This window comes from Salegentibacter sp. Hel_I_6 (assembly GCF_000745315.1).
GTDB lineage: Bacteria > Bacteroidota > Bacteroidia > Flavobacteriales > Flavobacteriaceae > Salegentibacter.
On record NZ_JQNQ01000001.1, the window covers coordinates 4170828 to 4185535 of the forward strand.

8 protein-coding genes are annotated in these 14708 nt (G+C 34.1%); 5 read left to right on the forward strand and 3 right to left on the reverse strand.

Annotated features, from left to right (window positions below; all coding sequences use genetic code 11):
- Window positions 1-164 precede the first annotated feature (164 nt).
- A complete protein-coding gene (locus tag FG27_RS18390; RefSeq protein ID WP_037321775.1) occupies window positions 165-1412 on the forward strand; it encodes a site-specific integrase in 1248 nt (415 codons plus the stop codon).
- 213 nt (window positions 1413-1625) lie between these two features.
- Here the strand turns inward: FG27_RS18390 and ccsA are convergent, their stop codons facing one another.
- Window positions 1626-4790: a cytochrome c biogenesis protein CcsA gene (gene ccsA, locus FG27_RS18395; RefSeq protein ID WP_037321778.1), complete on the reverse strand. Its 3165-nt coding sequence runs from the start codon at window positions 4788-4790 to the stop codon at window positions 1626-1628.
- A 262-nt stretch (window positions 4791-5052) separates the two neighbouring features.
- On the opposite strand from ccsA, the gene FG27_RS18400 reads away from it, so the two are divergent.
- On the forward strand, window positions 5053-6249 hold the full coding sequence (locus FG27_RS18400; RefSeq protein WP_037314553.1) for an IS256 family transposase: 1197 nt from the start codon (window positions 5053-5055) through the stop codon (window positions 6247-6249).
- Window positions 6250-6893: 644 nt separating this feature from the next.
- Here FG27_RS18400 and FG27_RS18405 read toward each other — a convergent pair.
- The gene (locus FG27_RS18405) at window positions 6894-8135 is read right to left on the reverse strand and encodes a hypothetical protein (RefSeq protein WP_037321781.1); all 1242 of its coding nucleotides are present in this window, start codon (window positions 8133-8135) and stop codon (window positions 6894-6896) included.
- A 502-nt stretch (window positions 8136-8637) separates the two neighbouring features.
- Window positions 8638-10236 (reverse strand): signal peptidase I, encoded by a 1599-nt coding sequence (lepB, locus tag FG27_RS18410; protein WP_037321784.1) that lies wholly within the window; start codon window positions 10234-10236, stop codon window positions 8638-8640.
- A 782-nt stretch (window positions 10237-11018) separates the two neighbouring features.
- Here lepB and FG27_RS19565 point away from each other — a divergent pair.
- The 3 genes from FG27_RS19565 (at window position 11019) to FG27_RS18425 (ending at window position 14604) form a co-directional block, all read left to right on the forward strand.
- Window positions 11019-11813, forward strand: a complete 795-nt coding sequence (locus FG27_RS19565; RefSeq protein WP_081912646.1) for a response regulator transcription factor — start codon at window positions 11019-11021, stop codon at window positions 11811-11813.
- Window positions 11814-11899: 86 nt separating this feature from the next.
- On the forward strand, window positions 11900-14200 hold the full coding sequence (locus FG27_RS18420; RefSeq protein WP_037321786.1) for an outer membrane beta-barrel family protein: 2301 nt from the start codon (window positions 11900-11902) through the stop codon (window positions 14198-14200).
- A 35-nt stretch (window positions 14201-14235) separates the two neighbouring features.
- Entirely contained in the window at window positions 14236-14604 is a 369-nt protein-coding gene (locus tag FG27_RS18425; RefSeq protein ID WP_037321790.1) for a hypothetical protein, read from the forward strand.
- Window positions 14605-14708 lie beyond the last annotated feature (104 nt).

Below are 14708 nucleotides of genomic sequence, written 5' to 3' on the forward strand. Positions count from 1 at the left end.
TGTTTTTTGTTTTTACGATATCATTTGATATGGTTTGATATCACCCTATCCAGTGAATGATTCGGTGAATACTTTCTTTCCAACATTTCACTATCTTAGAATGATTATTAGATTGATTTGACTTTCGTCTTTAACACTTATTGTTTAACTTAAAGACATTCTAAATGCCTGATTTTACTACATTCTCCGTACTTTTCTTCACAAGAAAACTCAACCGGAACAAAAAAGAATTATCTATTTACGCCCGTATTACGGTAAATGGAAAATGCGCTGAAATGAGCCTAAAAAGGAAAACTTCAGTGAATGAATGGGATAGTTCAAAAGGAAGACTTAAAGGAACTTCTCCCAGGATTAAAACATTAAACAGTTATTTAGACCAGGTTTATTTCAAATTACTCGACACCCAAAAGAAAATTCTGGATAAAGATACCTTAATCACTGCCGATAAAGTCAAAGCTTCCTATCTTGGGTTAGATGAAGAGCATAAAACCCTCAAGGATATTATTAAGTATCACAGCCAGACAATGAAAGGAGTCCTGAAATGGGGTACGCTTAAAAACTATAACACCACTGCCAAATACCTGGACGAGTTTCTAAAAAAGAAAAAGAAAACCAACGATGTGTACCTGAAGCAGATCGATTACCAGTTCATTACCGAATTTGAAATGTTCCTCAGGAATTACCGTGCTAAAAAAGCAAGGAAGACCTGTGGCACCAACGGGACTATGAAACACTTGGAACGCTTTAAAAAAATGATCAACCTGGCCATTAAATTAGAATGGCTTGAAAAAAGTCCTTTCCAGAATTATAAGATGAAGTTTGAAAAGAACGAACGACAATTTTTATCGGAGTGGGAATTAAAAATGGTTGAAGAAACCTATTTTAGAAGTGAATCCCTGGAACGGGTAAAAGATATGTTCCTATTCTCCTGTTATACCGGGCTTACTTATGGTGAGCTTAAAGTACTCACCAAAGATCATATCGTTAAAGGAATGGACGGTAAAAACTGGATATCTACCAAACGTGAAAAAACTAATGAACCTGTAAAAGCTCCACTACTCCATAAAGCCGATACTATTTTGAAAAAATACCAAGAAAAACGGTTTGACCTCGTTAGTGAATATTTGTTTCCTGTGAAATCCAATCAAAAGATGAATGAATATGTGAAAAAAGTAATGAAAGCTTCAAAAGTGAGAAAACATATTACCTTTCATTCCGCGAGGCATACCTTTGCTACCACCGTAACCTTATCTAACGGAGTTCCCATTGAAACGGTATCCAAGCTTTTAGGACATACAAAATTATCTACCACTCAGATTTACGCACGGGTAATGGAAAATAAAATCAGCAGTGATATGAGGGACTTGGAAAAGAGAATAGAGAAAAATCAGAATTTTAAATATCGAAACTAATCCTAGCATGAAAATAAATGCACTCAAATTCATAGATTTAATAAAGGCCCTATTTTTTACTTAATCTACTTTATTGGTTTATATATCCTGAATACCAATAAATTTTATTAACTGTTAGCAAAAGTTGATAGAAGTTGCAATGCTTATTTTGAAACACTATGCTACTATCTAAATTTTATAGATTATTAAATCCACTTTATATATTAATAAATTTTATTTTTTTGTATAAAATTTATTAAAACGCCAATATGAAAGTACTCCTAAAATTGCTATTCCTGCAAAACTGTAATAAACAAATGTGGGGGTAATCACTTTATCCCCGGTTGCGTATGAGTGTAAACCAGCTAAATAGAAGTTAACTCCAAAGTAAGTCATCATAATACTTGAGTAGGCTATTACCGCCATTAGATTGAAAAACCATCTACTTCTAAGGCCAGGAACTAAACGCATATGTATTATGAAAGCATATACCATAATGCTAATTAAAGCCCAGGTTTCTTTAGGATCCCAGCCCCAGTAACGCCCCCAACTCTCATTAGCCCACTGGCCACCAAGGAAGTTACCAATGGTTAACATCACTAATCCAACGGTTATCGCCATTTCGGTAATAATAGTGATTTCCTTGATATTGAGGTCCATTTTCTTTTTATTCTTCTCGGTGGTCATGATCATTAACAATAAAGCCACTACTGCGAGAACCATTGCCAAAGTAAACGGGCCGTAACTACCTACAATTACCGGAACGTGAATAACAACCCAATAGGAATCTAATACTGGTGCTAAATTAGCAATCGCAGGATCCATCCAGTTCCAATGCGCAACCATTAATATCATAGAAGTCACAAAAGCAGTTGAAGAAATGGTAAGATTACTTTTGCGACCAAAAGCTAACCCAAAAAACATGGTAGCCCAAGCCACATAGATCATAGATTCATAAGCATCACTCCACGGCGCGTGGCCCGAAATATACCAGCGAGCAATTAGTCCTGCAGTATGCAAAGCAAAAAGTATTGCTACTACTACTATGCTAGTATTTATTAAATAGTAAATGAACTTATTATTATAGAATATTTGAAAAATAACAAATACTAGCATAAGAAGCCCGGCAAGCATATACATCCAGAAAAGATTTCTGAAAATATCATATTTATTATAAGTGATTTCGGCATTTATCCGGTCTTGAGAAGGCATTACTTCTTCGCCGAATTTCTTTTGAAAACCTTTTATACTTTCTAAAAACTGATTAGCCTTTGAATAATCCCCGGTTTCTGCAGCATCAGAAAGGGAGGTCATATATAAAGGAAGAATTTGTTTGGTATACACCGAATCCATTCCTTTAAAAACCACTCCTTCATCTTCTAACTCAGGATAAGAAACCCATTTATTATTTTCGTGCTCCGGGATTGGGAAAATTCTAAGTATTTTTCCCTGAAGTGCCCTGTACAACAAGTTCACTTTTTTATCGGTATTGATAAAATCTTTCTGAAATTTATTTGGAACCCCCGCCTGGTAAGCATCCTCTAGTACTGAAGAAAGCTTGTAATTCCCCATTTCATCAAAAAAAGTACTTAAAGTTAAGTATTTCTCACCTTCGTCTACGCCGAGTAAATTATGCAAACTATCGTTATGCTTTTCAACATAAATAATCGGCACGTTATACCAGATCATCGGGTTTTGGGTAAGTGAAACCAATACCTGGTCTGAACTTAAACCTTCATAAGAATCAGATTTACTTAACTTTCTAAGCAATTCCGAAGAATACGTATTGGCGGGTTTCATTCTACCACCGGCATCCTGGATAACGAGCCTACCAAATTTGGCCGCATGTTCTTCGCTAATGGCATTGCTTTTAATTATAGAATCAACCTCTCGCTTCGCCGATTCGGCGTGTTGATGATCATCGGGAACCTGAGCAAACATAGAACCCGCAGCAAAGATGAAAATAAGTACCGTGCTTAACATTTTCTTTTTTTCCTTTACTTTTTCGAGCATTTCTTTCAATTTTCCAAAACGCGAACCTTTATCAAATAAAATAAGCATCAGTCCTAAATACAGGAGAAAATAACCTATATAGGTGATCCAGGTGCCCCAAAAATCGTGGTTTACAGATAAAATAGTTCCCTTCTCATCAGGCATAAAACTGGCCTGGAAAAACCTAAACCCTTTATGATCTAAAACGTGGTTCATATAAATCTCGTAAGGCACATTTTCTTTACCTTCTTCAACAATCTCAACCTTACTTTTAAAGGCTGAATAAGAATTTTCTGTGCCGGGATATTTATCGGCAATAAAATCATTTAATTTAATAGCGAATGGCAGCTCAATATCTTTACTACCATAATTTAAAAAGAATTCAAGCCCGGCAAGTTCCACTTTTTGCGGATCGCTTGAAATTCCCTGCCCCCCCATTAAGGTTACGGTTTCAGACTCTCCCTTAGAAGAAACTTTAAGAGTTAAAGCATCTGACTGCCCATCGGCTTTTTGTGGTGTTTTTATAATATCATACTTTCCTTTTACCACAGGTTCTGGAATCACAAACTGTATATTCCCAATATTATAAAGGGAACGAAGCATAAGGTTTTGAGTAGAATCTTTTATAAGATTTCCTTTTTCCTGATCGGCCATGCGCATATAATCTCCTTCAAAAGGAGAATTTATCGTGTATTTTCCGCTGTTTTCATCGTAGGAAATATTAATTGCACCCTCGGTAGGTTCGTTTAGCGTGAAAAGAGTATTATGAATATTTTGAACTTCGCCTTCCTCTAAATAGTGATCGTGGCGCTCCCCGCCTCCTGCTTCAACAATTTTAAGATGATTTATCCCATCTTCAGCAGGTACTAATTCTTCTTTAGCACCATAAATAAAATTAGTTACTTCAATAGTTACCGGTTGGCCATTATAGTCGGTGTTCAGCACGTACTCGTTTTCAGTCTCAGGAGCAAAAAGCACCGGTTCCTGCAAAACCCTACGCCGCGGTTCGCCATCAATTTCACCGTCAATAAAGGTGGTGAGAAAAATTTTTTGGGAAAGCATAACATTGGTAGTTTCGCCTTCACGAATAGGCATAACCCCTTCGTAACTAATATAACGCGTAATAAACGCGCCAACCAGGATTAATACAAAAGATAGGTGGATTAAAAGGGAAGACCATTTTTCGCGTTTATGGAGGTTGTAACGCTTAATATTTCCGGCGAAATTAATCACAAAAAACACCATAATAGCTTCAAACCACCAGGTGTTGTAGATTAACACCCTCGCTGTTTCAATACTATACCAACTTTCAATAAATGTCCCGAACGCCATGGCCACTGCAAAGACCACAAACAAGACTGCCATTATACGTGTAGAAAATATGACAGACGCTATTTTATTCTGCATGAAGTAACTCTTTTTACGGCTGCAAAAATAGATAAATTAAAATGATCCTATGATGAATACAGAAAGATATGTTGCAGATCATTGGACCATTGCTTAGTTCGGTATTAAGGAATGGTTAATTTAGTATTTTATTATTGAAGTTTAAATAAATATCGGAAGATAGGCTATTATTAAAGGACTATCTCATAAACTGTGTAAATAGAAAAATAACAGGGGTCGCGACCCCTGTTATTTTTTTGTCTAATTTTAAATTTTACACAGTATGAAAAAAGAGGATTTATTTAACGATGAATTTTTAAAGCAGTTCAAAAGTGGAGATGAGCTCAATGGCTTTTTAAAACAACTGCAGAAACGTGGCATTGAAAAAATGCTGGAAGGCGAATTGGATGGTCATTTAGGCTATGACAAGAGCCAAAAGTCCGATAATCCCAATACCCGCAATGGTTTTGGCCAGAAAAAGGTACGCACTTCTTTCGGGGAATCCCAGATCCAGGTCCCCCGAGACCGAAATGCTTCCTTTAATCCGATGATTGTTCCCAAACGGGGCAATATGGTTGATGGTATTGAAAATGTTATCGTATCGCTCTATGCCAAAGGAATGAGCAATAGCGATATCGAAGAACAAATCAGAGAAGTTTATAATTTTGAAGTTTCCACTTCTACCATCTCCAGGATTACCGAGAAGGTCACCGAGGATATCGTGGCCTGGCAGAACCGTCCTTTAGAACCCGTATATCTTATTGTTTGGATGGATGGGATCGTCTTTAAAGTCCGTGAGAACTCCAAGGTGATCAACAAGACAATATACATAGCAGTAGGACTTCGCAGAGATGGGAAGAAAGAAGTATTGGGACTTTGGCTGGGTAAAAATGAATCTGCAGCCTTTTGGATGAGTGTCCTTACCGATATAAAATCTAGGGGAACCGAAGATATCCTTATCACGGCTACTGATAACTTAAACGGGTTTACCGATACCATCAGGAACGTGTTCCCTGAATCCAAAACCCAAATCTGCGTAGTGCATCAAATACGCAACGCCTGCAGGTATGTGGTATGGAAGGACAAAAAAGCCTTTACAGCAGATATGAAGCATATCTACAATGCACCTAACCAGCAAGCTGCTAAAGCTGCCCTGAATGATTTTGCAGAGCTATGGGAAAGTAAATATTCTTATGCTATTAAGAGCTGGAGGGACAACTGGGAAGACCTTACGGTATTCTTTGAGTTCCCCCTGGAAATAAGAAAGATCATTTATACAACGAACCTTATCGAGAACCTCAATGGAAAAATCAGGAAGTACACCAAAAATAAACTGTCTTTCCCTACAGATGAGGCAGTGATGAAATCCGTATATTTGGCTACAAGGGAAGCCACTAAAAAATGGTCAATGCCTATCAGGAACTGGGGCATTATCTTAAATCAGTTCCTTACGATCTATGAAAAAAGGGTCAGACTTTAAAAAAGTCCAACCCCTGTTATTTTAACTTTACACACTTTGCGGGATAGTGTCATTATTAATTTTTCATTAATGCTAAAAATAGCGCGGATTGTAAAATCTGATTATTCCCGTATTTAAAAATTAAGTAAAGGTTAAGTACCTCCTCCTTTAAAGCCTTTCCAATATTAAAAACAATAATTTTTCCTAGCCTTCTTCGATTAGTTCACCCTTGTTATATTGAAGAGCATCTGTTAAGATGTTATTTATACCATAAAGTTAACGGTTCCAGTTCCTTTCTCAATCGTCCCAATGTCTAACTTATTTCCAACTCCATCAGAGATTGATTAGAGTGATAATATTTCCTTTGTCCAACTTCTTATCAATCCATCATCCTTCCTCGACTTCTCAAACTGCATTCATCATAAAATTGTTTATGAGTGTTGCCAGATTGAAAAAAAAAGGAAGAAAAAATATTAAAAAGATCGATTTAATTTTATAATTCTTTTTATAAATTTTACGAATGTGATTTTTTATATTCATTAAAACGTCCCGTATAAAAACATTGCGAAATGGCGAGCTTTATTGTCATCACTACAATCAGGCGTTTTTAAATCAATTAGGACTCTCGAATGGCGACAGGTTTAAGTATCTTAATATATTCCTTTTCAATCATTGTATGGTCTTTCAATAATCCAGTTAAATTCACGAGAATATAAATTGAATTCTCTGTGATTTACTTTAATTAGTGATATCTCCAGGGTATCCAAATCCATAATTCCATTCAGGATAAGTTCATCAGAATTGGAATTTACATACTCGAAATTATATTCATTGGATTCTGTATCATTCTTATTTACTATAATTTTTTTAGATGTTGAATCTGTAATAAATGTATATTTATGTTTTACTTCATCCATTGTTTTTATTGTAGCTTTATCTTTAAAATCCACTATAAGATATCGCCATCTATAATCATCAGTAGTCAAGGGTGGTAATGTATCTCCATTTTTTATAAAATTTGAAACTTCCCAAATTCCATATAAAATAGGTTTTACCCTTTTATCTCCTTTCAACTTTTCAACTGTATAAAAATTGTAAGACAGTAAACCAATAATAATAATCAAACCTATTGATTTTACCCAAAAAATTACTTTATGGTATTTTTTGTTACTTATCGGATTAAAATATTTATAACTTTCTACACCTTTATTTCTAATAAATACGTTTATAAATCTATTGTCCGTAACGAAAACTATAAGAGCCATCAAAACTAAATGGATTGAAAATAATTTAACGGCAATATCAAAAGTGAAATTCATCACGAGAACTTGTGTCATCACGCCAAGAATAATCAATGATCCTAGAGTCTGAGTGCGTCTTGGAATTAAGAGCAGTCCGCCTAAAAGTTCCAAAGAGCCAAGAAATACATTATAACTTTCTGAAAATCCAAAAAATGACCAAGCAAGCCTATTTGGATATAAATTACCCAAGGGTTCGAGTAGATGTGTTAAAGAAGCCGAATGAAATTGAACCTTAAAAATTTTTACAAATGCATAAAGAAACATTGTAGCAATTAGAATTATGCGAAGTAGAACTAAAAACCAATAAAAAAGTGTGTTATAATTCTTACGACTGTTATCTAAAAAATGCCAAATAGGTACAATCAAAAGGGTTAAAATTGCATTTACAAATGAAGACAAATATTTATATGTTGTATCTCCACTTGCAGTACCGCCTACTGTATATTCGTAATCTATCTTAAATACTAGAATACCAACCCATCTAAAAAGCGGTTCAAAAAATGGGTCTAATAGTATAAATAATGCATAGAGAGTAAAATAGGCAAATAGTATCTTAAAAATGAGTTTACTCGTCTTACTCCAATGCTCTTGGTATTCCTGTGTCAATAAATTCAATTTAATAAGAAGGTTTAAAGATTAAAGATAATTCCTATGTTTTAATGGTTTGTTGAAATGTGTTATAACATCTTGTAAATGTACTAGTACATTTATTTCTATTAAGTCCTTACTAATCTAATGGTTATTCATCTTTAAAAGAATTTTCGTTTAGCGTGATGGTTTTTTTGTAATTCTACATTCAATAAATAATAGTTAGGGTTCAATCCACTGTTCAATTTAAATAGGACATCCATTTTTTACGTTTTAACATATAGTAGATAATATGAAAATTCTGCTTCTAATTAAAACTAAGGGGAATAGCAAGAGGGTAACACGCTGCGCGATGTTACAATTTTGTAAAACACTCATTTTTAGATATTTATAACGTATAGTAGCTATTGTTTTTTATCAATTTGCGACAAATGGCTTGGAAAGCCTTATAAACAGGCGATTTTTTGCGACAAATTAAAAGAAAACAAATGGATAAAAGGAAGGTTTAGCTTTAACTCCTTTAATTACGTTTAATTTTTAAAACTTTTTGAATTCCAAAAATTATTAATAGAAGGATAATAAAATATACTAAATATGAACGTGGTTTCCCTTCACCTCCAACAGTTGTAAACATCCTATCCCATCGTATTTTATTCAATCCTTCTTCCATATTATTTAAGCTTAGCCAGATAAATACAGGCTTCCCAACTACATGATCAAATGGTACATACCCCCATTTCCGGGCATCTAATGAATTCTGACGGTTATCACCCATCATCCAGTAATAATCCTGTTTAAATGTATAATCATCAGTTTGTAAGCCATTTATAAATATTTCATTGTTTTTTATATGTATCTGGTTGTCCTCATATTCGCTAATGATTCTTTTATAAAAAGGTAAGGTGCTTTTATTTAATTTAACTGTCGAACCTTTCTTTGGAATATAAATAGGTCCATAATTATCGTTATTCCAAGATAATGTGTCTATATATGGAAAAACCCTTTGAGCTTCTTCCTGCTTACTCAATAACTTTTTAACGTCTTTAACCACAGGGTTTTTTCTGATTAAATCTGCTTCAGCATCGGTAAGCGTTAACAAATAACCTCCATCTTTATTTAAGGCGAATTTTCCAGTTGGATATTTCAAACCTTCCCGAGCTCCATATCTTTTGTTCAGTAAGTTTTGATCTATTGCTTGTCCTTGAGTATTTATAAAAAAGTTATATTGAGGTTTTGCTCGATCCGGTAAAACTGTGCGATTTCCATCTATATAAATATATCCCTCCTTGATTTCTAAAGTGTCCCCAGGTAAACCAACAGCCCTTTTTACCAGATTGGTTTTTTTATCGACAGGCTTATAATAATTACGATCTGGATTAAAATCATTCATATCCAAGAGTGTATCCGCTGGCTGGTTGAAAACTACTAAATCATTTCTTTCAATTTTTTCAAAACCGGGAAATCTTAAATATGGGAATTGAAATTTATTGATCCAGGAGGAATTCTTTTCCTCTTTCTCATCATTAAAAAGGTACGATTTACCTAAGCCAGGGATAGTATCATGAACCATTGGAGCCGCAATAGTAGTCATAGGTATCCTTGCTCCATAATTAATCTTACTAACCAATAAAAAATCACCTACTAATAAGGTTTTTTCTAAGGATGAAGATGGGATGGTATAAGGCTGTATAAAGTAGGTATGTATAATTGTGGCCGCAATAATTGCGAATAGAATAGAACTAACCCATTCGCCAACAGAAGTTCTTGGTTTAAGGCTTCTATCTTTTATATAGGAAACATCCAAGAAATAATTGAGATAATAAATATAAAACCCAAAGGTCAATATTGCTAACCAGGTATCGAATTTTGAATGTTTTCCAAAACTTCTAACAGTTTCCACCCAAAGGACCGAGAACATTATAAGATTTACAATTGGAATAAATAGTAATATTGTCCACCACCAAGGCCGGTTTATAATTTTCATTAAAACCACAGCGTTATAAATAGGAACTGCTGCTTCCCAGGGTTTTCTTCCTGCTTTTATATAAAGTTTAAAAGTACCTAAGAAATGTATTACTTGAATTCCTACGAAAAGTAGAAACCATTGGGAAAATGTCATGGAATAATTAATTTCCAGATAAGTAATAAAAACAAACGAATCGTTACAAATTATTCAATTATTTATATTTGCTCGTAAGTTTAAAATTTAGAATAAAATGACAGCAAGAGGGTAACACGCTACGCTGTGTTGGGTAGTCATTTTCGTAAATTATTGGGCTTTTTGATGTTAAATGGGATTGAATTATTTTAGTTCTGAAAATTTGAAAATTAATTTTCACGGAAAAATCTTCCAAAGCCAGTAATAGCGGTAATTTTTTCACGGAAATATGGATTAACCCAGTCATTCACCACTTCTCCTTCCACTTCGCAAAAGCTCCATTTCAGCAAAAGAGGTTCATTACCAATTGTCTTGGACACGAGCCAAAAAGCTCAGCATAATAAATACTGAAAGAATAATACCGAAAAAGCTTTTTGACTCAAGTCCGCCTTGCAAGTAACTAAAATTCACCGATTAGGATTTCAGACTTACTTTAAAATGCTTCTTACTTCACCTTACCTTTTGCTGCTAAAAAAACAAGCTTTAAAATTAACCGGAGCGCATAAAGCGCTTTGCTATTTATAGCTCCTCTATAATTTTAAAGCTTGAAGATAAAGGAGCATCAAAAGGTAATGCGATGGCGCTGGAAGAAGTAAATAAAACTTACATTACTTTTTATTCATCCTATCTACAGTGGTTTTCAATTCATCTTCAAAAGGAAAATGCTTAAGATGAAAAAAGTAAATACCTGGTCAATTTTAAGTTTCAAAAAACAGTATTAACTTTAACCTAAATTTTTTTCTATGAAGATTTTCAAGATTTCATCATTTATAATTTTATCCATCGTACTTCTAAGTATGAAAGGATTCAGCAAACCGTTAGATAGTTCTGAGCCTTTTCTTCAAAAACAAAAAAAATCGATAGCTCAGGAAGAAAAACAAGCCCTAGAAGATACCCTTCGGCATTTTGAAGATTCTATACTTAAAGGCAAAACAAAAGTTGAATACAGAGTTTGGGGTACTAATGCCGAAAAAGCCTGGCTGGATTACCGCCTTTTTGAGAGCAATTTGAGGGCAGATTACGATGTCGAAAACTATTTAGCCGAAACTAAAGCCTATCTGAAAGATTCCACACAAATATTAATCGTTAAACTGAAAGGTCTTGAAACATTAGAAAAGAAAGGGCTTCTGGTAAAAGATATTATTCAAAATGAAAAGTATTATTTAGCCTTACTCGATGAATTTGAACAAAGTGAACTACCACACCAAACTTATTTATATTTCGAAAATAAAATAAGGAAAGTAAGCCTTGAACAGGCCAATGAAAAATATCAAACAAGCCTTGTTCTAAATTTTGTTGGTTTAATAGCTATAGGTGGATTGACCTTTGGTTATTTCAAAAATAAAAAGGAAAAGCCTTCATACTCATCTTTGAGCAATCAGGAAATAAAGGTGAAAATCCTGATACAGCAAGGAAAAACCAATAAAGAAATTGCCGAAGCACTTTTTATAAGTCTAAGTACCGTAAAAACGCATACTTCCAATATCTATAGTAAGTTAGGGGTTAAAAATCGAAAGGAACTACAGGCCAATTCTTAATCTCCTACCAGTACTAGTCCTTTTTTCAACCTTAAAATTCAATTTATTTACACCCTTAAATAGTTACTTCGTTTCAAAATTTTGAAATGAAAAAATTAGCTATTATTATTTGTTTGATCAGCACATTCTCTGGCTTTAGTCAAAATATATTTACATTATCGGGAAATGTGGAAAATGAACAGGATGAAAAAGTTTCCCTGGGACAGGTCTATTTATTAAACGAACAAGAACAACTTATCGATTTCAGTGTAGTCGAGAATGGGGATTTTTCTTTGGATGCTGAAAGCGGCAAATATCTGCTAAAAGTTGAAGTACTCAATTATGAAATTTTTGAAAAAATTATTGATTTGGATGAAGATCAACGGCTTGACATTAAATTGAAAAGTCTTCCGGATAATCTGGATGAAGTACAAATAACGGCTAAGCGAAAAACCTTAATTTATAAAAATGGAAACATCAATATAAATGTTGAAAATTCTGTTTTTGAAACACTGCCACAAGCAAAAGATGTTCTCGCGAAACTTCCTAAAGTTCAGATCAGTCCAGATGGCGAAAATGTGAGCATATTAGGACAGGGAACTCCGTTAATTTATCTCGGAAATCAACAAATTCAATTTCAAGAATTGAATTCTATTCCAGTGACTAATATTAAGAATATCGAGATTATAAATAATCCCGGTGCGCAATATGAAGCCGACGGAAGAAATGTGATCATAGTTCACCTGAAAGATCAGCGCGGAAACGGATTTAATGTAAGTTTAGCTGAAACAGCATCTTTTAAAAGAAGGTTTAATAATTATGCTTCAACCGCATTAAATTATAGAAAAGATAAATTTGCTCTTACTGCTAATTTTGAATATAACCGGTTACATCATTGGGAAAGTAATCAATCAGAATTTACGCTTTTGGATGAGGATATTTATTCCAGCTATAATGTGGTTACATCTGCACCAAGACCGCAAATCGTTTCCGGGCTTAACGTATCCTATGATCTTGATGAAGACATCAAACTATCAACAAGCATCAACTTCAGGACGCATAGTGAGGATTTCCCCATTGAAACAGAAACGTTTTTAAAATACGGTTTTACAAGTACAGATATACTTACACTTACCCAAAATAATGGCGAAAGAAACTATTTAACTTCCCAGTTAAATTTCAGTAAATCATTTTCTGAGAATCAAAATCTCTTCCTGGGTGGTCAATATTCCTGGTACGGACAGGATTTACAAACGGAAATTTACAATAGTATTAACCAACAAGAGTACCAGTTTTCAGGTTTAAGAGATCAGGATTTTGGTGTAAAGCGGGGCAGTATGCGGGTTGATTATGAAAATAAAACTAGTTCGATATTTAATATTGCATTAGGAGCCAACCTGGCATTGGCTAAGGCAAATGCATTTACCTATATTAATTCAGAAACAAAAAACTATGGTTATGAAGAATCCATTTATGCTTCTTATGCCGATCTTTCCGGAAACTTTAAAAATTGGGACTATCGCATGGGATTAAGAATAGAGGAAAGCCAAGTGAAGGGAAATTATGAACAAGAACAAAATTTAGTTATAGATCGGAATAACCTCAATTGGTTACCATCAATACAACTTAATTATACTCTGGAAAATGAAAATACGCTGTCTTTAAATTACAAAAGAAGCCTTCAAAGACCCAATTATTCAAATGCCAGTTCAATTAGAGCCTATCTTAATCCATTCCTTGAATTCTCCGGAAACATAAATTTAAGACCAACGTATACTGATGAAGTTTCCCTGAATTACCAATGGAAAAATTTGTCATTTGAGGTGGGTTATTATACTGAAAAAGATCCGGTGTATTATAGCGTTGATTTTAATGAAGAGATGGAGCGTTTAATTATGTCTCCCAATAATTTGGAAGGGGAAAATGGAATGTACCTGGAACTTGCTGCACCTATAACCTATAAATTTCTGACTTCAACAAATACGCTGCTATTGGCATATTCTGAAACAATGGATGCCGCAGGAATTCAGGCATTCGAAGCCAAACCTTTTCTTTATTATTATTCCCATAATGAGTTCGATATAATTCCCAAAACCCAGTTCGCTATAAATTTTTGGGGACAAACCACCCGGTACGAAGGAATTTATAAAAGAAACTCCATGTTTGTTCTCGGAGCATCCTTTTCGAGAACTTTTTTTGAAAAATTGCAAGTGAGTTTAAACTTTAATGATATCTTTCAACAAATGAATTATGGGGAAACCTATCAAATCAATCATATTTATACCAACAGCCTGTTTTTTGCCGACGGGCAGGAAATAGCCATAGGTTTAAAATATTCTTTTGGAAAAAATATAAAAGACGCACCTCTGCAGAAAAATGTAGACGAAGAATTGGATCGAATTAAGTAAACTTTTTTAGCTATATTTAATATGTAAACAAGCTTATGAAAAAAATATATTACTTTTTGTTGATTGCATTTTGCAGTCTAAGCTCAGGATTTGCACAGTCAGATAGCCTTAGCAGCGAGAAAACTGACTTGAAAACACTTCCAAGCTTAAAACAAGTGGTTTATTCAGCAACCCCTACTGTTATAGATTATAGTTTGGCCTTAGATCTGAGAAAAGTAAATTTGGTTAATCACTCCCTACAAAATATTAAGGATGGGGATTTTGCAATTTCACTTTCCAACTTAAAAATGAAAAATTCCTTTAATCGCAATGATTTTAAAACTAAGCCGGCTGACATGTTGAGAAATATAATGCCCGATTATGATTTAACCAGTAAACCGCTTCCTGCTCAACCGCTCTTCTAAGAATATACTAAAAAAAGTTTTTTCTTTATATTTTTCAAGCCGGCATTAAACACCTTATTTTCATTTAAACCAACGGGAGCAATAAAGTTCCAATTTTTAATTTG

Bases quoted from the DNA above. Each gene is read 5' to 3' on its own strand.
- ccsA (WP_037321778.1), bottom strand. From the start codon at position 4,790: ATGCAGAATAAAATAGCGTCTGTCATATTTTCTACACGTATAATGGCA.
- FG27_RS18390 (WP_037321775.1), top strand. From the start codon at position 165: ATGCCTGATTTTACTACATTCTCCGTACTTTTCTTCACAAGAAAACTC.
- FG27_RS18420 (WP_037321786.1), top strand. From the start codon at position 11,900: ATGAAAAAATTAGCTATTATTATTTGTTTGATCAGCACATTCTCTGGC.
- lepB (WP_037321784.1), bottom strand. From the start codon at position 10,236: ATGACATTTTCCCAATGGTTTCTACTTTTCGTAGGAATTCAAGTAATA.
- FG27_RS18400 (WP_037314553.1), top strand. From the start codon at position 5,053: ATGAAAAAAGAGGATTTATTTAACGATGAATTTTTAAAGCAGTTCAAA.
- FG27_RS19565 (WP_081912646.1), top strand. From the start codon at position 11,019: ATGAAGATTTTCAAGATTTCATCATTTATAATTTTATCCATCGTACTT.
- FG27_RS18425 (WP_037321790.1), top strand. From the start codon at position 14,236: ATGAAAAAAATATATTACTTTTTGTTGATTGCATTTTGCAGTCTAAGC.